Raw genomic sequence first — 19,773 nt, forward strand, 5'->3', positions numbered from 1 at the left:
TAATAACAAGCGAGAAATGCATGAAAAAAATGCTTCACACTGCACTGGCTTTATCAGTCGCCCTAGCAATAGGTCAGCCTTACGCAAACGAAGATCAAGAAAAGTGGCTGGTAGACTCACCAAAAGGTGAGTTTTTAGATGCAACCATTAGTACCGAGCAAGGCACATGGATGAACATTGATGTTAGTCCTGATGGCAACACGCTAGTTTTTGACTTACTTGGCGACATTTACACTATGACTATAAGCGGAGGTGAAGCAACTAAACTCACCTCAGATATTGCTTGGCAAATGCAACCTCGCTTTAGCCCAGATGGTAAACACATTGCGTTTACCTCAGATCAAGGCGGTGGTGATAATATTTGGATTATGGATGCTGATGGTAGTAATCAACACGCTGTGACTGATGAAACCTTTAGACTTTTAAACAGCCCCGCATGGAGTCCTGATGGCGATTACCTTGTTGCACGTAAACACTTTACCGCTAGTCGCTCACTAGGGGCTGGAGAAGTGTGGCTTTATCACAAAGCCGGTGGTAAAGGTGTTCAGCTTACTAAACGCGAGAACGACCAAAAAGACTTAGGTGAGCCAATGTTCTCGCCAGATGGGCGCTATGTTTACTTTTCTCATGATGCAACGCCTGGTAAAACCTTTCACTACTCTAAAGATTCTGTTGCCGGTATTTATAAAATTAAGCGCTTTGACCGACAAACCGGCGAAATTGAAACAATTATTGAAGGAATGGGCGGTGCAATAAGACCGACTCCTTCACCTGATGGCAAAAAGCTTGCCTATATAAGACGTGATGATTTTCAAACCAGCTTGTACTTATACGACCTAACCAATGGCGAGCACACTAAGCTTTATGACAAGCTTGAACGCGATATGCAAGAAACCTGGGCTATTCATGGTGTTTACCCGACAATTGCTTGGACTCCAGATAACGAAGAGCTTGTGTTTTGGGCTGGCGGTACAATTCATAAATTAGCCGTTGATGATAAAACAGTCGCCCCAATTGACTTTAAAGTACAAACCACTAAAAAGCTTCAAAAGGCAGTACGCTTTACACAAGATTTAGATACTGATGAGTTTGACGTAAAAATGCTGCGTAACGTGCAGGTTAGCCCCGATGGCGAAACCGCTATTTTTGAAGCATTAGGGTATATTTATAAACGCGATTTAGACTCAGGTAAAATTAAGCGCTTAACTAAACAAACCGATCATTATGAGCTGTTCCCGCAGTACTCCCGCGATGGCAAAAAGGTTGTTTACACCACGTGGAATGACAGCAAGCAAGGCACTGTGCGTGTTGTCTCTGCGCGCAGTGGTCGTGGTGATACTATTACAACGCAACCGGGTAAATATGTAGAGCCAACGTTTAGCCCCGACGGCAAAACGGTCGTTTATCGTAAAGCCACCGGCGGAAGTATTTTAAATCCTAAGTGGTCGCTTAACCCGGGCGTTTATAAAGTAAGTGCAAAAGGGGGAGAGAGCGAGCTTATTTCTAAAAGTGGTTATCAACCTCAGTTTGGTAGTACCAATGACCGTGTATTTATCATGAGCCCGTGGCCTAAGCCTACCTTAAGTGTTGTGGAGCTTGAGAGTAAAAAGATACGTAAGCTTTATGAGTCGGAGCATGCTACTGAATTTCGAGTTTCACCAGATGGTAAATACTTAGCGTTTGCAGAGCGTTTTAAAGTATTTGTTACCCCGCTGGTGCAAAGCGGTTCACCTATCACAATAAGCCCTAAAGATAACAAGTTTCCTATTGAGCAGCTGTCTGTACGTGCGGGTGAAAACATAAGTTGGAGTGCTAATAGTAATAAGCTGTACTGGAGCTTAGGCCCCGAGCTATACCATGCAAGCCTTGATGGCATGTTTGCTATAAACAATGCAGACGAGGCCGACTTTAAAGTTAAAAGTGGCGAAAACATTAGCTTTAGTAAAAAAATGGCCGCGCCAAAAGGTATGATTGCTTTAAAAGGGGCAAACATTATTACCATGAATGGCGAACAGGTCATTGAAAACGGCGTTATAATTACCGATGGTAAACACATTAAATCGATTGGCAAAGTGGGTGAGGTTACTATTCCTAAAGATGCCGATGTTATTGATGTTACAGGTAAAACAATTATGCCTGGGATTGTTGATGCGCACGCACATGGCTCTCAGGCAAGTGATGAAATAATCCCACAGCAAAACTGGAAAAACTTCGCAGGTTTAGCGCTCGGTGTTACCACAATTCATGACCCATCAAACGATACATCAGAGATTTTTACTGCCAGTGAATTGCAAAAGGCCGGCATGATTGTTGGGCCACGAATTTTCTCTACCGGCACTATTTTATATGGAGCAAATATGCCTGGTTACACCTCGCATATTGACTCTTTAGACGATGCTAAATTTCATTTAGAGCGCCTTAAAAAGGTTGGGGCGTTTAGTGTTAAATCGTATAACCAGCCGCGCCGCGAGCAACGCCAGCAAGTTATTGAAGCAGGGCGAGAGCTGGAAATGATGATAGTGCCAGAGGGCGGCTCACTGTTACAACATAATTTAAGCATGGTTGTTGATGGCCATACGGGCATTGAGCACTCAATTCCGGTTGAGAATATTTACGATGATATAAAACAATTATGGTCGCAAAGTGATGTAGGTTACACACCAACACTTGTTGTCGCCTATGGCGGAATTTGGGGGGAAAACTACTGGTATGACAAAACCGACGTGTGGAATCATCCGCGTTTAAGTAAATTTGTGCCTAAAAATCAATTATTACCGCGCTCTATGCGCCGAGTAAAAGCGCCCGATCATCACTATAACCACTTCAATAACGCCCGTGTTGCTAAAGAGCTGCAAGATTTAGGTGTACTGGTAAATTTAGGTGCGCATGGGCAACGTGAGGGCTTAGGTGCCCACTGGGAGATGTGGATGTTTGCTCAAGGCGGTATGAGTTCACTTGAAGCAATTAGAGCCTCTACGCTTGACCCTGCTAAATACTTAGGGCTTGATAAAAATATAGGCTCGTTAGAAGTCGGTAAGCTTGCCGATTTAATAGTTATTGATGGCGATCCGCTGAAAAATATTCGCGATTCAGATAAAGTCGATTATACCATGATCAATGGGCGCTTATTTGATGCAAGCACAATGAACGAAGTGGGTAAAAAGCCGCGAAAGCCACTTTATTTTGAAAAGCTATAATTGTAATACACATTTTAAAAGCGGCTATTAGCCGCTTTTTTTAGCTCAAAATAAATTATTTAATAAAGCGAATTGATAGAAGGTGATAAATAGGCATAAAAAAACCGCTTAACGCGGCTTTTTTATCAATCACATGGTGTTTAAACAACACCGCGCGGTAAGCGACAGTCGTGATCTTTACTTGCAAGCTCAACAATCCAAAGCTCTTCAGCTGTGTAGCCGTCTTCGCTTTGTGTTACAACAGTAAACGGTGCCGTTTTTTGTGCTTTAACAGGCGCAGCCGCTTTAGTTTTAGTTTTTTTCGCAGGCGCTTTTTGCTCAGCTTGTGCAGGCGATGTGCCAGCGCTTAGTTCTTTCGTTAGCTCTGCTACATCAGCTAGGCGTAAGTTTTTGCCACCATCGATGCTGTACCAGCCTGGTTTTGTAGTAATTTCAGGTTTTTTACCATTGGCAGCTTCATATGCAGCTTCAAAGGCAGATAAAACTTCTGTTTTGTCTAGTTTGCTCATCAGAGACCCTATACGTTGTGAACACAGATAAAGAAGCCGTATTTATACCTATTTTCCAACTGTTTTTCAATTTTTTGCGATTTTCCTTCCATTTTAGCCCCATAAACGCCAAAATTTGCACAAAATTCAGTGCTGAGTAAGGTAATAAGTATGCAACGTAGAGAATTTAACCAACTATTAAACGACATTTTAAAACCTCAGACAATTAAAGATTTTTGCCCGAATGGGCTGCAAGTCGAAGGTAAAAACGAAATCAGAACGATTGTTACGGGGGTAACTGCAAGCCAAGCACTCATCGATACAGCAATAGAAAAAAAAGCCGATGCGATTTTAGTTCACCATGGTTATTTTTGGAAAGGTGAATCGCAGCCTATTACCGGCATGAAAAAACGCCGTATAGGGGCCTTATTAGCGCACGATATTAATTTATTTGCTTATCACTTACCGCTTGATATTCACCCTGTTATAGGTAACAACTCCCAGCTGGCTAATTTGCTCGATATCGAAATAGAGACAGGGCTTGAACCCGTAACTAATAGCGTTGCTATGAAAGGACGGTTAAAAACTCCACTTACAGGTAGCGAGTTTGCAAATAAAATAGCTAAAGTTTTAAACCGTGAACCATTAAGTAGTGTTGTACGCGATGAAAAAATTAACACCATTGCGCTGTGTACAGGAGGCGGGCAAGGTTATATCGATTTAGCAGCAGAGCAGGGAGTTGATGCATACCTAACGGGTGAAGCATCAGAACAAACGATTCATAGCTCGCGAGAGCAAAATATAGACTTTTTTGCAGCAGGGCATCATGCAACCGAACGGTACGGAATTAAAGCGCTTGGTGAGCTACTTGCTAAAGAGCATGGTTTTGATGTGAGTTTTATAGATATAGATAACCCAGTATAAATGTATATACTCTACAGCGCCTCTGGGTTTATCCAGCGGCGCACACTTATCCAAGCATTCCCAATCACTTCATGGGCATATTGCGTTACTACACGTAATGCCTCAGCATTTGGTATAAATTGTTTATACAAAGGTAAAGCCGCAAAATTGTGATAATCCGTAGCGGCAGGAATTACCTTAACACCTTGGGCATTAAACAAGTTTTTTGCGCGCGGCATGTGTAGCACAGACGTAACTAGTGCAACTTTAAAATCAACGAGTTTAGGGGCGAGTAGCTTGGCTTCGGCAGCGGTATCCATTGCTTGCGGGTTTTGTTTTATGCGGCTTTTGCTTACTCCTAAATCTGTTGCTACTTGGCTCATTAACGCGCTATTTGTTACTTTATTGTAGCCACCGCCAGACACGATAAGCGTTGCATTAGGGTATTTTTTTGCAAGCTTGACGCCTTCTACCAAGCGAGTAAGCGCACAATTTCCTAACTGATTATTAGCGCTTAAAGCAGGGTTTGGGTTTATATCGCACCCCAGCACAACAATCTTATCAAGGCTAGGGTGTTTTAGTGCATTAAATGCCAGTGATACGGGCTCATTGTGTTTAATCAGTTGATGCGCAGCAAACGGTGTACTTAACACTATAAGCGTTAATATACTCAAACTTGCGAGCACTAAAGCAGGCTTACGTCCACGAAACGCTAAAACTAGCATTACAAACGTAAGTAAACCAAATAGCGGGAGCGGCATAATTAAGCCACCTAATAACTTTTTTAATTCAAACATAACAAGCAACATAAAACCCAATAGGCCTTATGTTACTTATTCGTTTGTGATTTATCGACCGTTATTTTGCTTACAGGTATTTAAAAAATGCCGATAAACGGGGTTGTCTTTCATGTCTCTTTTCATTGCTAGGTACATAGGGCGGGTTAGGCCTAGTGCTCCAAGCGGAATTGATTTAATTAAACCTTGGCTTTCGTAAGGTGTTACCAACCAATCAGGCAGCGCTGCTACACCCATTCCTGCACTCACAAGCTGAAAAATTAATAAGCCTTGGTCTACATTTTTTAAGGTACCGTCAAAGCGGGCATTTTGAATAAAGTGTTTAAATATATCTTGTCGCTCGCGGGGAATAGGATACGAAATAATGGTTTCGTTTTTTAAATCAAGCGCCGTTACATATGCTTTTTTAGCTAGGTCGTGATCAGGGGCGACGATAAGCTTTAATTTAAAATCAAATAAGTGAGCGTATTCAAGCTTATCAGGTTCACGTATATCTGAGGTCAATACTAAATCGAGCTCATCATTGAGTAAATCAGGTATAGCGTCGTAGCTAAAGCCGCGTTCGTAGTCAATTTTAATGTCTGGCCAAAAATTATTAAATTCTTTAATAGTAGGCAGCAGCCAATGAAAACATGCATGGCATTCAACACTTAAGCGCAGTTGGGAAATAGGTTGATTAAGGCTTTCTTTTAAACGGCACTTCGTGGCTTCTACTTTAGGCAAAACGTCGTTAGCAAGTTCAAGTAAAAGCATTCCTTGAGGCGTAAAGCGCACAGGCTGCGTTTTTCTTTCGAATAATTGGCAGTCTAATTTGTTTTCTAAGTCTTTAATTTGATGAGATAAAGCTGATTGCGTTAAAAATAATTCGCGGGCTGTATTAACTAACGATCCGGTGTCTTTTAATGTCGCAATAGTTTTAAGGTGTTTTATATCAATCATCTTTAATAATTCTCAAGGTAAAAGTGAGTTTGGCTCAGATTGACTACATACTACGCCTTTACAAAAAACGTTTCAACGTCTAGATGGCTAAAACAATCCATTAATTACTAATATGCCCCCTTAAAGTTAAATTAACTAATGTGGGTGCTTTACTTATTACTGGTTTGATGAGTTTGCCATGAGTTTAGCTCAAGTTGTTTTATGGGTTATGTAGCTGCGGTGTAAAGCAGCGTTATGGACAGGGGCACTTAATAAATGGCACAGGTTTTTAAGCGGGATAAGTCACTATAGCAATGCGTAGTAACGGGTATGTTTTTAATTGGCTAAAGCTTAAACAGTAATAATATGTTTTTATTGCTTTAAAACTGAGCGCTTAAATAAACGAATGGGTATTACGGGGCTTACTTTTTACACTTTTTGGATGTGAAAAAGTAAGCCTTTGGATAACAGCTACTACAGGGGTTTATTGATAAGTTGAATAGCGCGTTGTGCTGTAACCGGTTTTGACTTTAAAAAGCCTTGTCCGTAATTACATTGAGTGCCTTGTAAAATAGTGAGTTGCTCTTGGGTTTCGATTCCCTCGGCCACGACTTCAAAATTTAATGATTGCGCTAGTGAGAGAATGGCCTCGACTAACGGGTTATTGGTTTTATTGAGGTGATCGATAAAGCTTTTATCTATTTTTAAAATATGGATAGGTAATTGGTGTAAGTAACCAAGCGCTGAGTAACCGGTGCCAAAATCATCTAAGCATAATTTCACTTTAAGTGGGGCAAGCCCTTCTATTATTTGCGTTGCTAAATCAAGGTTAGCAATAAGCCCTGATTCAGTGATTTCTAAACACAACGATCCTAAAGGCAGCTGGTATTTATTATACAATGCGTGAACTTGGGCAACAAAGTCGAGGCTAGCAAAGTGACGCGACGATACATTGACTGTTACTTTTAAAAAGCGATGCCCTAATGTGTGCCAGTGCGCAATGTGTTGTGCAGCGAGGTCAAGCAAGTGCAAATCGAGGTTAATAATTTGCCCGGTGGTTTCGGCAATCGGAATAAACTCATTGGGTGGCACAAACCCTTTTTTAGGATGGTGCCATCTCACTAATGCCTCAAAGCCGACAACTTCGCTTGTCGCTATAGTAAAAATAGGTTGAAAATAAAGCTCAAATTCGTTGTGTTCAATGCCGTGTTGTAAGTCGTTTTCTATATCAGCATGTGTTTTGAGCTTTTTACGCATGGTGTTATTAAAAAACTTAACCTGGCCACGCCCGCTTGATTTAGCTTCGTACATAGCGGCATCGGCTTGCTGTAATAGCAAATAGGCTTTATCGTCGCTGCTTTCACTAAAGGCTATGCCAATGCTGGTTGATGCTTGTAATAAGTGACTATCAACATTTAGTGGCTTAGCAAGCGCTGTATTTATTCGTTTTAGTGCTTCGCTAACCTGGTTTCGGTGGGTGATATTTTCCATAAAAATGGCAAATTCGTCGCCACCGAGTCGTGCAAATGTATCGGTGTTTCTGACGGTGCCTTTTATGAGCTCACAAATTTTAATTAAAAAATGATCGCCAACCTCATGACCAAGCGAATCATTTATACTTTTAAATCGATCAAAATCTAAATAAAGCAAGGCATGGCTCGTGCCTTTTTTAACACGTGATAAACGCAAAATAGCATGTTTAATACGCTCAATAAGTAACGAGCGATTAGCAAGCCCTGTTAACTCATCGTGCAACGCTTTGTGTTCAAGCTCTTGCCTTGCAAGCTGCCTATCTATGGCCATACTAATTTGCCTACTTACGTAGGTTAAAAGGGCACTGTCGTGCTCGCTATAGTGCAACTTTTTATCGTAACTTTGAACAACGATTACACCGCTTATCCTATCATTCGCTTTAAAAGGTACACCTAGCCAAGATTCCGAAAGACGACCTACAAGTTTAAAGTCGCCATTGTCTATATGTTGCTGATAATCGTTTTGGTTTAATAGCAGCGCACTGTCTGATTTTAATAAATAATACGAAGCTGTATCTTTTAATTGTTCTTTTGATATTTTTTTATGTGCATGTGTTTGTATGCCTTCTTCAACAATGTAAACCAAATCGAGTATGTCTATTTGCTTATCGTAAAGAGCAATAAAAAAGTTATCGGCTGGCAGTAAGCTATTTATTATGTTGTGGAGTGATTCAAAAAAGGTATCTAGGTTACTGGCTTTATACGTTAAATTAGCTATTTGTAGTAAGCTGTTTTCAAGCTTTTGGGCGTCGTTTAACTGATTTACTGTGTGCTTTAAGCTATTAACTGTGTTTACTTGATTTAGTTTTGCACTGAGCAAATGCGCAACCGTGGTTAAAATTTCCAAGTGGGCGTTCGTGAAATAGTTTTTTATTGGGTGTTCACAATCAATCACCCCTAAAACCTGATCTTTGTATATAAGTGGCACGCACAGCTCTGACTGGGCAGGGCGCTCATCAGCAATGTAGCGGGGGTCTTGCGTTACGTCACCAATAATAATAGCGGTGCCCGTACGGGCTACATAACCGGTTATACCTTCGTTAAAGCCAATTATTTTGCGCTCCGCTTGGTACTTGTCTCGCGAATGAGTTATCCCCATCGAGGCAACTTGATTGAGCAGCAGGCGCGTTTCATCAGCCAGGTAAATCACGCAATCAACAAACCCGAGGCGGTTAACTACTTGAGTGGTTACATACTCAAATAATTCTTCTAAGGTATCGAGCTGTAATAAGCTAGAAGAGAACTGATTGATTATGCTTAGCTGCTCGGTTTTAATTTCGAGCGCTTTATAAGTATCGAGGTGATTCGACATAAGGTATTTTTATTCTTTTTATTTGTATTAGCAGTGATAAGTTAACCCAAATTTAAGGCAGGTTCAAAATAAAACGCTTAAATGGCGGTATTCGTCGTTAAACTTAAACTCAATCGTATTTTGCAGCCTCAAAGAAGGGAATAAATTAGATAACACTTTACTAGATCTTCCCATATGCCTATGATCGGATAAATTCAGCCGTGGAAAAAAGTAATGAGCATTAATAGTAATTTAAAAAACACATTAACCATAACTCGTCCTGATGATTGGCATGTCCATTTACGCGATGGTGAGCAACTTAAAGATACAGTACGCGATATTAGCCGCTACATGGGCCGCGCCATCATAATGCCAAACCTAGTACCGCCAGCAACCAGCACAGATTTAGCGCTAGCATATCGAGAGCGAATTATGGCAGCGGGGCCGCAAGGCAACTTTGAACCGCTAATGGTGCTTTATCTAACTGATAAAACCACACCTGAAGAAATCAAAAAAGCCAAAGCAACTGGTAAAATTGTTGCTGCAAAGCTTTACCCTGCTGGGGCAACCACTAACTCAGACTCAGGGGTTACCTCAGTAAAGAATATTTATCCTGTACTAGAAGCGATGCAAGAAGTGGGCATGCTATTATTAGTGCATGGCGAGGTGACTGATTCATCAATAGATATTTTTGACCGTGAAAAAGTATTTTTAGAGACAATTTTAGGCGATGTTGTAGCGGACTTTCCAAATCTAAAAATAGTGCTAGAACACATTACAACAAAAGATGCTGTTGATTTTGTAACAGCCGCTCCACAAAATGTAGCCGCAACGATTACCGCGCATCACTTATTGTATAACCGTAACCATATGTTAGCAGGTGGCATACGCCCACATTATTACTGTTTACCTATTTTAAAGCGTAATATTCATCAACAAGCTTTAATGGCTGCTGCGGTAAGTGGTAATAAAAAGTTCTTCTTAGGCACTGACTCAGCACCACATTATAAAGATAAAAAAGAAGCTGCTTGTGGTTGTGCTGGCGCCTATACAGCCCATGCTGCTATTGAGCTTTACGCAGAGGCTTTTGAAGAAGCAGGGGCGCTGGATAAACTGGAAGGATTTGCAAGTCATTTTGGCCCTGACTTTTACGGCCTTGCTCGTAACACCGATACTATCACCTTGGAGAAAAGTCCTTGGCAAGTACCAGCTAGCTATACTCTTGGTGACTCGAAAGTTGTGCCTATTAAGGCAGAAGCTACAATTGACTGGCAGGTTAAATAAAGTACATTAAATGTATATTATAATAAGGCCGTATAGCTTGCTGTACGGCCTTTTTTTGCTTGTAATTTAGCCTTTGCACTCTGTCTTAACGCTACTTGCAACTCTCTTTATTTGCAAAGCTGACTACCCAAACACGATTTGTTACAATTACAAGTTAAAAATTTACTGTTTATTAAGCAATTTAAGCTTTAAAAATAACCACTTATGTTTATCTCTTTAATTATCTTTGTTCTTAGCAAATAAATCTCAATTAATAGAGCCAAAAAAATATTAATGTGTTAACCTTAACTTGCTTTGAGTTTTTGCGTATTGAATTTACGGATATTGTGCTGCGTTTAAGGTTACCGGTTAGGTTAAAACTTGTTCCTGTACTATACCTCCAGAATTTTGGGCACTGACTCAGGGAGGATATAGCCATAATAATATGGCTGAATTTTAATTATTGACTTACAGGAAAATTTAGTATGTCGGTTACTGGTAAAGTAAAATTTTTCAACGAAGCTAAAGGCTTTGGTTTCATTGAACAAGAAAATGGTCCTGACGTGTTTGTACATTTCAGCGCAATCACTGGTTCTGGTTTTCGCACTCTTAGCGAAGGTCAAGCAGTGACTTTCAGCATCAAACAAGGCCAAAAAGGCCCTGAAGCTGAGAACGTAGAAGTAGCATAATTTAATTATGTGAACCTTAGTTCATCTTGGTGAAGCAGTTTTCTGTTTCACCATAATTCTTAAAAAAATTCCCCTTCTTAGTTTTCACTCTCGCTCTACAGTAAAGCATTTAGTTTTGCAGTTTACCTCTCTTAATAGTTTCTACATTAAACATGCTTAGTTTTTCCTAATTAATAGCTAACTCTTCTTTGAACAACGGCGCTGTTTAATACATTAGCGAGTTGCAGCCAACGCACTCTCATCAAAATTAAACAATACACACTATGTCTCAACAAACTGTAAAATAACGGCCGTTGTAGGGGCTTTAATAGCGTTTTACTTTGGATAAGAATAATTAAAGCTTATTAACTTATTTGCAGTAATATTTATACATACGCCACAAGGGCTTTTAAATAGCCTTATTTTTATACGATAAAGCGTAGGATTTATAAGATAAGCTGTATTTTTAGCCTAATTTAATTAAATTTAGTTCATTAATTTGTCACATATTTATTATTTTTGTTTTTTTTTAAGGTGTAATTCAGTTTAGTTAAGATGTTGCATTTTTGTTTCGCGTAAGTGTCTAATTTTTAACTAGTGTTTAATTTTAAAGGGGCTATATAATACTAAGGCAGCTTGGTGGTGGTTACATTTATGTTAACGGTATTTTTTATGGTACTTTAGTTTTAGCTTTTTCACGGTATTTATTTACTTAGAATAGCTAACATCAAGTTGACAGGGCGTATTGCATTTAGCATTATTGGAGGGTTGATATCTATTAAAAGATATCAGGGTTGTCATCCTTAATCAGGTTGATAATTAAATTATAAAAGTAACATTACTTAATTGGTTGGGAACTATGTCTGTTAAAATCAGAAAGAGTCTTGTAGCATCTGCGTTGGTTGGCGCTTTTGCATTTGCAAGCAGCAATGTGATTGCAGATCCTTTGAATGACGTGCAAAAAGCAGGTCAGCAAATTCAAAAGGCTGCTGTTAAGTCTCAAACTAAAATTGACAACGTATACGGTCAAACTCAAGAGCTAATCGCTGAGTACCGTAGTATTGTTGATGAGACTGAACTTATGAAAGTGTACAACGATCACGTAGCACGTTTGGTCGCTGACCAAAATGCATCAATCGAATCGTTTGACCGTCAAATCGCTACTATTGATAACACTAAACAAAACGTTGTGCCTTTGATGTATCGCATGATCGATACGCTTGAGCAATTCATCAAAGCGGACGTTCCGTTCAATCTTGATTCTCGTCTTGCTCGTGTAGAAAGACTTCGTGAAATCATGGCTTCTGCGTCTGTAACGACGTCTGAGAAATTCCGCCAAGTTCTTGAAGCATACACAGTTGAAACTGCTTACAGCTCAGCTGTAACTGCTTCTCAAGGTACTTTAGAAGTTGATGGTAAAAACATTAACGTTGATATCGGTCGTTTAGGTCGTATCACTTACGTAGCACAATCTTTTGACTTAAAACACGCTTGGGTGTGGGACAACAACACTAAAGAGTGGAAAGAATTAGGTGAAGAATACCTAAAACCAGTTAAAGAAGTGATTCGTATGGCGCGTAAGCAAGCGACACTAGAACTTGTTAAACTACCAATCTTTGGCGCGGAGTAATCGAATAATGAAGAAACTATTTAAAGGTTTTGCTGTTGCAGCAGTACTATCTGTTTCTGCAGGTACCGCGCTTAATGCACATGCAAATACTGATGCTTTAGATAAAATTCTTGAGCAAGTAAAGCAAGAACGTATCTCTGAAGGTAAAATCAATAAGCAACGTGAGCAAGAGTTCTTATCAGAACGTGCTGACAAGCAAGCATTACTTAACAAAGCGAAAAGCCAATTAGCGTCTGAAAAAGCACGCGGTGACAGCTTAGCTAAGCAATATGCACAAAACGAAAATACATTAGCTGAAAAAGAGCAAGCGCTTCAAAACGCACAAGGTACTCTTGGTGAAATGTTTGGTGTTGTACGTCGTGCAGCGCAAGACGCTATCGGTTCTATCGAAGCTTCATTAGTAAGTGCTGAAAAGCCAGGCCGTGCAGAAGTACTTCGTTCATTAGCAGCTGCTAAAGAACTTCCAACAGTTCGTGAACTTGAAGAACTTTGGATTGCACTTCAAACAGAAATGACTGAGTCAGCAAAAGTTTCTACTTTTGAAACTGAAGTGTCAGGTCTTGACGGTAACTCTACAGTTAAGCAAGTAACACGTATTGGTAACTTTAACTTAGTTACTGACGAAGGTTACTTAATCTACTCGCCAGAGACAAAATCTATTCAGCCTTTAGGTAAACAACCTGATAGCTACATTTTAGATGGTATCTCTGCTCTTGAAGGTACTTCTTCTGATAATTACGCTGGCGTATACATTGACCCGACTCGTGGTGCAATCTTACGTATCAACACGCAGAAGAAAACGCTTATGGAATACTACGAGCAAGGTGCTGAAGTTGGTTACATCATCACGGTTTTATTAGCTGTTGGTCTACTAATCTTCTTAGTACGTTTCGTTGACTTAGCGCTTACTACTTCTAAGATCAAGTCTCAGCTTAAAAACTTGTCTACACCGAATACAAACAACCCACTGGGTCGTATTCTTAAAGTGTACCATGACAACAAGAGCCAAGACGTTGAAAACCTTGAGCTTAAACTTGATGAAGCTATCTTACGTGAAACGCCACGTGTTGAAGCTGGTATCAACATCATCAAGATTCTTGCTGCAATCGCACCGTTACTTGGTCTACTAGGTACAGTAATCGGTATGATCTTAACGTTCCAAACAATCACATTGTTCGGTACGGGCGATCCGAAGATCATGGCTGGTAACATCTCTCTAGCTCTTGTAACTACAGCGCTAGGTCTAATTGCTGCACTACCACTTATCCTACTTCATTCAATTGTTGCAGGTCGTAGTAAGTCAGTATTACATATCCTTGATGAGCAAAGCGCGGGTATCGTTGCTACTCACGCGGAGAAGGAGAAAGCCTAATGCTAGTCCTGATGGAGATATGGGAATCTATCAGGGATTTTGTTGGCACAGGCGGCCAGGTATTATACGTGGTCGCGATAGCACTCTTTCTTATGTGGGTTTTAATGATTGAGCGCTATTGGTTCCTACTTGCTGAATTTCCTCGTTTAACGAAGGATATTGTAGCAAAGTGGGATGCCCGCCAAGACACTACGTCTTGGTACGCACACAGAATCCGTGAAGCATGGATTTCTGAAGCGTCTGAAAAATTAGATCAGCGTATGTTGTTGATTAAAACATTAGTAGCTGTTTGTCCTTTAATAGGCTTACTTGGAACTGTAACGGGTATGATCGCGGTTTTTGAAACCATGGCAACCCAAGGTACTGGTAATGCACGTTTAATGGCATCAGGTATTTCAATGGCAACAATCCCAACAATGGCTGGAATGGTTGCGGCACTATCTGGAGTTTTCTTTAGCTCACGCCTTGAGGCAAGAGCGAGAATGGTGAAAGCCAAACTTGTAGATAGCATGCCTCATCACTAGAGAGAGAATTAAATATGGCACGTAAACAACGTTTTCGTGAAGAAGAAGAAGCAGCGGTAGATATGACGCCAATGCTTGACATCGTATTTATCATGCTTATTTTCTTTATCGTAACTACATCGTTCGTTAAAGAGGCTGGTATCGAGGTCAATAAACCTAAAGCGGCCCAAGCTACGAAGCAAAAAAATGCTAACATTTTTGTTGCTATTCGCAGTGATGGTGCTATCTGGATTGATAAACAGCAAGTTGATGTTGAACGTGTTTCAGCAAAAATCGAAAGTTTATTAGCAGAACAACCTACTGATGTTGTGATTTTGCAAGCTGATAAAGAAGCAAAACACGGCGTAGTGGTTAAAGTTATGGACCAGATCAAAGCGACAGGTGATAACCTGAGAATTTCAATAGCTGGAGATCAGTAATGATTCGTTTTCTGTTTTCACTGATTGCAGGTGGGGCAGTTACTTTCGGCTTGTTCTACTTCATGGCTTACCTCATCTCTGGTGGGGCTGACCGTAATACTGAACAAAAAGAGCAGATCATAGTCGAAATAATGACGAATCCGCCTGAATCTAAGGTGCAGGAGAGGAAGCGTGTTCCGCCTCCGCCTCCGCCACCGCCAAAGCAGCCGCCTAAACCGCAGCCGCCACAGCCGGAGAATAACAATCCTAACCCTGGTGCTATGTCATTTAACATGGGTAGCATTGATGTAGGAAGTTCGGCTGGTGGACTAAGTGGTCCAGGTGCATTTGGACGAGATGGTGATGCGACACCTATCGTTCGTATTGAACCAAAATATCCAACGCAAGCAGCGCGTGATGGTAAAGAAGGTTGGGTACAACTTTCGTTCACAATTGATGAGTTAGGTGGCGTAACTGACGTTCAAGTTATTGACGCAGAACCGAAACGTATCTTTGACCGTGAAGCTAAACGTGCACTGCGCAAGTGGAAATACCGTCCTAAAATTATTGACGGTAAACCACAGAAACAAGTTGGTTTACAAGTTCAACTAGACTTTAAACTTAACCAAGGCTAAGGAGGCGAGTAATGAGAAATTTATCTAAAGTAACTGCTCTTGCAATTCTTATGTCTGTGTCAGGTGCAGCTATTACTGCACCTGTATTAGCAGCGCCGGATTACGCTAAAATTGAAGAGCGTAAAAAAGCCAAGACTAAAATCATGGGCGAGCGTACTGGTAAAAAGGTAATTAAAGCGTTTGACTTGTACAATGAAGACAAAATTGATGAAGCAATTGCCTTGTTAAAAGAGATTGACGCATCTAACGACTTTGATAAAGCGACTGTAAATCGTTACCTAGGTAGCATGTACGCGCAAAAAGAGAAGTACGATGAAGCGATTAAATACTCTAGACAAGCGGTTGCCCCTGATATTTTAAACTTCGCAGATCACGAGCAAACATTAAAGCTATTAGGTGATTTATACGCAGGTACTGAAAAGTTTCAAGAAGCCAAAAAAGCTTATACTGCTTGGATGGACTTCACCGGCGAAGAAGACCCTAAAGTGTACACTCGTATTGCGCAAGCTAACTATCAGTTAGGTCAGTTTCGTGATGTTTTTGAACCTGCCGACAAGGCAATCTCATTACAAAAGGAGCCTAACAAGGCGCCTTACCAATTGAAATTAGGTTCTTACTTTGAACTTAAAGACTACGCCAACATGGTGAAAATTGGTGAAGAGATTGTACGAGTTTGGCCAGATGACAAAAAAGCCTGGGTTAGTTTAGGTAAATATTACCTACAAACCGAAGACTACGCCAAAGGTCTAGCGACCATGGAAGTAGCATTTAAAAATGGCTATTTTGAAGCGGAAGTAGATTACAAAGTACTTTCTAACTTTTACTCTTTAAACGAAATTCCATTTAAAGCGGCTAAAACCCTTGAAAATGCGATTAAAGAAGACAAAGTTAAGCGTACTAAGCAAAATGTTAACGCAATTGCTAGTAACTACCACCGTTCTAAAGACATCGAAAAAGCTGCAAAGTACTACGAAGAAGCTGCTAAATTTGACGACGATGCAGAGCTTTACCGCAAAGCAGGTTCGTTACTTTTACAATCTGAAAACTTTAGTGCTGCTGTTGTTCGTTTGAACAAAGCGTTAGAGCTAGGCTCTGACAAAAAAGGCACCATTTATTCAGATTTAGCTGAAGCGTATTACTACCAAGCTAAATACAAGCAAGCTTATGCTGCTATTACTAAAGCAATGGATGACCCACGCACACGTAAGTTTGCTAAAGGTTGGTCTACATTTATTAAAGATAAAGCCGCTCGCAACGGTGTTAAAATTTAACTTTAATTTGTTTTAGCAATTATATAAAAAGCCCCTATGGGGCTTTTTTTATTGGAATTTATAATGAATAAAACGCATCTTTTGTCTGCCCTATTGGGTCTGTTTTTGGTTGCTTGTTCAAAACAACCACTGCCTTTTGAATCTTATGATGCTGCGCAGCAAAGTATCAAAAGTTTAAATACGGCGCTTAAGCCTGTCGGCGCTGCAGGGGTATCCACTGAACAAGTATTGCCTTTTTCCTCAGCGTATTTATCGCTTCGTCATCAGATGTATCAGCGCCTACAAACAATGACTCTTTCAAACGCGCAAACGCAGCAGCTAAATTACTTAATTATTGCCGAGCGTTTTCCTGAGCGCTTTTTCAGCTGGCCAGCACATGTTAATGTGTTGGACAATCTATTATCAGCGAAAATGCAAAGTACTAATTCTAAACAGGTAATTGAGTGGCTTAAGTTCACTCAAGATCAATTAGACAGTGCGCTGCAAAGCAATTTGAGATTAAACAAGATTGAATTAAACCTCCTGCAGGGTTACTTACAAACGGCATTATTAAAACACGCTAACGCAAACGGTTTAAAAGCTCAGATTGTCGAGTTTCATGATTACTTGGCTCAGTACAAACCAAGGGGCAGCATTGGCTTACGTGGACTTGCTAATGGCAGTGAATGGTATCAAAGTAAACTAAATTACTTCAGTGGGGCAGTTAAGTCGCCTTTGCAATGGGTTGATACTATCAATCAGCATCTTCAAATGAACTCACACACTGCACCTAATTTGAGCTATAACGAGCATCATAGTACTTCGTTTATTAGCCAATATTTAAGCAAGGCGCCAAAAGTAAAAGGGATTGATTGGCAAACTGATTACATGCTGTTGCCCGCTATGGCTAAAAATAGCCAGCTAAGTCCCGAAGATAAGAGGCTAATGCTTGCGCTAATGGAAACCGATGTCGGTATACACTACCATGCATGGACTTTATCTCAGGCAAAAGTGAACTTAGTAAAACGGTTAGCTATTTCAGAGCGCAACGCGCAGTATTTAGTTGAAGATAGTGTACTTTATCCTGGCCACGCTTTTAGTTTTGCTGGGCAATTATTAACGCTTTAAGTGCTTATGTGCGCTTAGCGCACATTTCACAGCGCTGTGTTGCAGGGTCTTGTTTAAGCAAGTGCTCTGCAATTGCTTCTTCGCAGTCGCAGCAATAACCGTATTGACCAATATCAATCTGGCTTATTGCTGCTTCCAATTTTGCCAATCTATTCACTAAGGTTTGATACTCAGGGCCTAAGTTATAAGTGGCAGTATCAAGCCATTCATTGTACTGGCTTGTCAGTATAACGTTACGTAGCTTAAGATGAGCAGGGTGGGAAGACTGATTCAGCATTGCTAATATGGCTGATTTAACGTGAGCTATTTCACTGTGCAGTTGTTGCTGATAAAGCATATTGGTATAACCTTCATTTAGCGTTTCGTTATACCGGTATTATCTGAGCTGTGCTGATTATACGTTATGATTTGAATCAAGTTGCGGAGACTTAGCGTATTTTTTTAAAACCTGCGCGACCTCTCCTTTTACTTTTAGACGTCTTATTTCATCAAAGAGTGAAATGGCTTGAGGGTATTGACGTTTAAGGTAACCTAGCCATTGCTTAGTACGGGAGGCAAAGTATTTTTCATCTTGTGCAGGATCCTGATGAACAGCTGAATGAATCAAATGATAAATTATATGTTCCCACTCTAGGCCGTTATATTGTTCATTATTAACGTGTGCTTTAATTTTTTTCGCTAAATCAGGGTGAGAAAGTGCACCGCGTCCTAGCATTAAATCGCTACACTGACTTCGGGTTTGGCAAAGTAGAGCATCTTCCACTTGCCAAATTTCACCGTTGGCAACCACTGCGATGTTTTTTCCTTTTATCAGCGGGGGGATTTTTTCCCAGTATGCAGGTGGGTTATAACCATCGCGCTTGGTACGTGCATGTATAGCAATACTATCTGCTCCGGCACTTACAACGGCATCTACAATTTCCTGGCTGTTACTATCATCGTCAAAGCCTAATCGTATTTTTGCACTTACTTGGTGTTTACTATCTACCGCATCCCTTACCGCTTTGATTATGTCATACATATGATCAGGGTCTTTAAGCAGTACAGCTCCCCCGCGGCTTTTATTAACCGTTTTTGCAGGGCAGCCAAAATTAAGATCTATACCGTGGGAGCCTAAATCAATCGCTCTGACGGCATTTTCAGCTAAAACGTCTGCCACTTGTCCTAATAGCTGTACGCGCACAGGAGTACCTGCTTTGGTTAAACCGTTATTATTGAGTTCAGGGCAATAGCGATAAAACACTTTTGCAGGTAAACGCCTATCAATCACTCTAACAAATTCTGTTACGCATAAGTCAAAGCCACCAATATCGGTAAGAAGTTGGCGCATTTTAAAATCAACAACACCTTCCATAGGCGCTAAAACAAGTTTCATAGAGTATTTTGACTGAAAAAACGGATGCGTAGTGTACCCGCAAAATGTGGTTTGATAAAACTTAAATTACTATCCATATTTGTTTGTATATATTTAAAAGTAAAAAAAATGAAAATAAATGAAAGTTTTTATCTGTTAGCGGGTCTATTTAATTATACAAGCAACGCATAATTGACAATAATTAGTTTGCGTTATCTTAATACACACTTATATAAGAGAGTCATGCAATGAATACAGTAAAGAAAAACTCAATCGCGTTAACCTTAGGTGCAGTAGTTGTTGGCTCTGCAAGTTTTGCCTCTGCAGATGCACAAGCAAACCCATTTGAATTTCAACAGCTAGTGACCGGATACCAGCTTGATGCGGCAGAAGGTAAGTGCGGTGAAGGCAAGTGTGGCGGCCAA

At 40.4% G+C, this 19,773-nt stretch carries 18 protein-coding genes; 12 read left to right on the forward strand and 6 right to left on the reverse strand.

What is annotated here, in order from left to right; genetic code table 11:
• Window positions 1-20 precede the first annotated feature (20 nt).
• Window positions 21-3,197: an amidohydrolase family protein gene (locus tag CWC17_RS14945; RefSeq protein WP_138613785.1), complete on the forward strand. Its 3,177-nt coding sequence runs from the start codon at window positions 21-23 to the stop codon at window positions 3,195-3,197.
• Window positions 3,198-3,337: 140 nt separating this feature from the next.
• Here CWC17_RS14945 and CWC17_RS14950 read toward each other — a convergent pair whose 3' ends face one another.
• Window positions 3,338-3,706 carry a hypothetical protein gene (locus tag CWC17_RS14950; RefSeq protein ID WP_055018762.1) on the reverse strand — a complete coding sequence of 123 codons (369 nt, stop codon included), beginning with the start codon at window positions 3,704-3,706 and terminating at the stop codon, window positions 3,338-3,340.
• Window positions 3,707-3,856: 150 nt separating this feature from the next.
• Between CWC17_RS14950 and CWC17_RS14955 the strand changes: the two genes are divergently transcribed.
• On the forward strand, window positions 3,857-4,609 hold the full coding sequence (locus CWC17_RS14955) for a Nif3-like dinuclear metal center hexameric protein (protein ID WP_138613786.1): 753 nt from the start codon (window positions 3,857-3,859) through the stop codon (window positions 4,607-4,609).
• A gap of 11 nt (window positions 4,610-4,620) precedes the next feature.
• Here CWC17_RS14955 and CWC17_RS14960 read toward each other — a convergent pair whose 3' ends face one another.
• From CWC17_RS14960 to CWC17_RS14970, 3 genes are all read right to left on the reverse strand, one after another.
• Window positions 4,621-5,385, reverse strand: a complete 765-nt coding sequence (locus CWC17_RS14960) for a YdcF family protein (RefSeq protein WP_249935932.1) — start codon at window positions 5,383-5,385, stop codon at window positions 4,621-4,623.
• A 51-nt stretch (window positions 5,386-5,436) separates the two neighbouring features.
• The gene (locus tag CWC17_RS14965) at window positions 5,437-6,324 is read right to left on the reverse strand and encodes a LysR substrate-binding domain-containing protein (protein WP_138541798.1); all 888 of its coding nucleotides are present in this window, start codon (window positions 6,322-6,324) and stop codon (window positions 5,437-5,439) included.
• 453 nt (window positions 6,325-6,777) lie between these two features.
• Window positions 6,778-9,147 (reverse strand): EAL domain-containing protein, encoded by a 2,370-nt coding sequence (locus CWC17_RS14970; RefSeq protein ID WP_138613790.1) that lies wholly within the window; start codon window positions 9,145-9,147, stop codon window positions 6,778-6,780.
• Between the two features lie 213 nt (window positions 9,148-9,360).
• Here CWC17_RS14970 and pyrC point away from each other — a divergent pair, with 213 nt between their 5' ends.
• The 9 genes from pyrC (at window position 9,361) to CWC17_RS15015 (ending at window position 17,994) form a co-directional block, all read left to right on the forward strand.
• Entirely contained in the window at window positions 9,361-10,410 is a 1,050-nt protein-coding gene (gene pyrC, locus CWC17_RS14975; protein WP_055016586.1) for a dihydroorotase, read from the forward strand.
• Between the two features lie 464 nt (window positions 10,411-10,874).
• Window positions 10,875-11,078, forward strand: a complete 204-nt coding sequence (locus tag CWC17_RS14980; protein ID WP_004588138.1) for a cold-shock protein — start codon at window positions 10,875-10,877, stop codon at window positions 11,076-11,078.
• A gap of 838 nt (window positions 11,079-11,916) precedes the next feature.
• On the forward strand, window positions 11,917-12,687 hold the full coding sequence (locus CWC17_RS14985) for a DUF3450 domain-containing protein (protein WP_004588137.1): 771 nt from the start codon (window positions 11,917-11,919) through the stop codon (window positions 12,685-12,687).
• 7 nt (window positions 12,688-12,694) lie between these two features.
• The gene (locus tag CWC17_RS14990) at window positions 12,695-14,059 is read left to right on the forward strand and encodes a MotA/TolQ/ExbB proton channel family protein (RefSeq protein WP_004588136.1); all 1,365 of its coding nucleotides are present in this window, start codon (window positions 12,695-12,697) and stop codon (window positions 14,057-14,059) included.
• Window positions 14,059-14,583 (forward strand): MotA/TolQ/ExbB proton channel family protein, encoded by a 525-nt coding sequence (locus CWC17_RS14995; RefSeq protein ID WP_004588135.1) that lies wholly within the window; start codon window positions 14,059-14,061, stop codon window positions 14,581-14,583. Before CWC17_RS14990 ends, CWC17_RS14995 begins: the two co-directional genes overlap by 1 nt.
• A gap of 14 nt (window positions 14,584-14,597) precedes the next feature.
• Window positions 14,598-15,002, forward strand: coding sequence for an ExbD/TolR family protein (locus CWC17_RS15000; RefSeq protein ID WP_004588134.1), 405 nt, complete (start codon window positions 14,598-14,600; stop codon window positions 15,000-15,002).
• A complete protein-coding gene (locus CWC17_RS15005) occupies window positions 15,002-15,616 on the forward strand; it encodes an energy transducer TonB (RefSeq protein ID WP_004588133.1) in 615 nt (204 codons plus the stop codon). The genes CWC17_RS15000 and CWC17_RS15005 overlap by 1 nt, the downstream gene beginning before the upstream one ends.
• 11 nt (window positions 15,617-15,627) lie before the next feature.
• Window positions 15,628-16,887, forward strand: coding sequence for a tetratricopeptide repeat protein (locus CWC17_RS15010; protein WP_055016587.1), 1,260 nt, complete (start codon window positions 15,628-15,630; stop codon window positions 16,885-16,887).
• A 63-nt stretch (window positions 16,888-16,950) separates the two neighbouring features.
• Window positions 16,951-17,994: a hypothetical protein gene (locus CWC17_RS15015; protein ID WP_138613792.1), complete on the forward strand. Its 1,044-nt coding sequence runs from the start codon at window positions 16,951-16,953 to the stop codon at window positions 17,992-17,994.
• A 4-nt stretch (window positions 17,995-17,998) separates the two neighbouring features.
• On the opposite strand, the gene CWC17_RS15020 is transcribed toward CWC17_RS15015, so the two are convergent.
• Window positions 17,999-18,331 carry a TraR/DksA C4-type zinc finger protein gene (locus tag CWC17_RS15020; RefSeq protein ID WP_138541795.1) on the reverse strand — a complete coding sequence of 111 codons (333 nt, stop codon included), beginning with the start codon at window positions 18,329-18,331 and terminating at the stop codon, window positions 17,999-18,001.
• A gap of 57 nt (window positions 18,332-18,388) precedes the next feature.
• Window positions 18,389-19,369 carry a tRNA-dihydrouridine synthase gene (locus tag CWC17_RS15025; RefSeq protein WP_138541794.1) on the reverse strand — a complete coding sequence of 327 codons (981 nt, stop codon included), beginning with the start codon at window positions 19,367-19,369 and terminating at the stop codon, window positions 18,389-18,391.
• A gap of 227 nt (window positions 19,370-19,596) precedes the next feature.
• Between CWC17_RS15025 and CWC17_RS19825 the strand changes: the two genes are divergently transcribed.
• Window positions 19,597-19,773, forward strand: a 177-nt coding sequence (locus CWC17_RS19825) for an HvfA family oxazolone/thioamide-modified RiPP metallophore (RefSeq protein ID WP_502704918.1), incomplete at its 3' end; no start/stop codon positions are given.

The sequence above is a fragment of the Pseudoalteromonas sp. S3785 genome (assembly GCF_005887365.1).
Classification (GTDB): Bacteria; Pseudomonadota; Gammaproteobacteria; order Enterobacterales; family Alteromonadaceae; genus Pseudoalteromonas.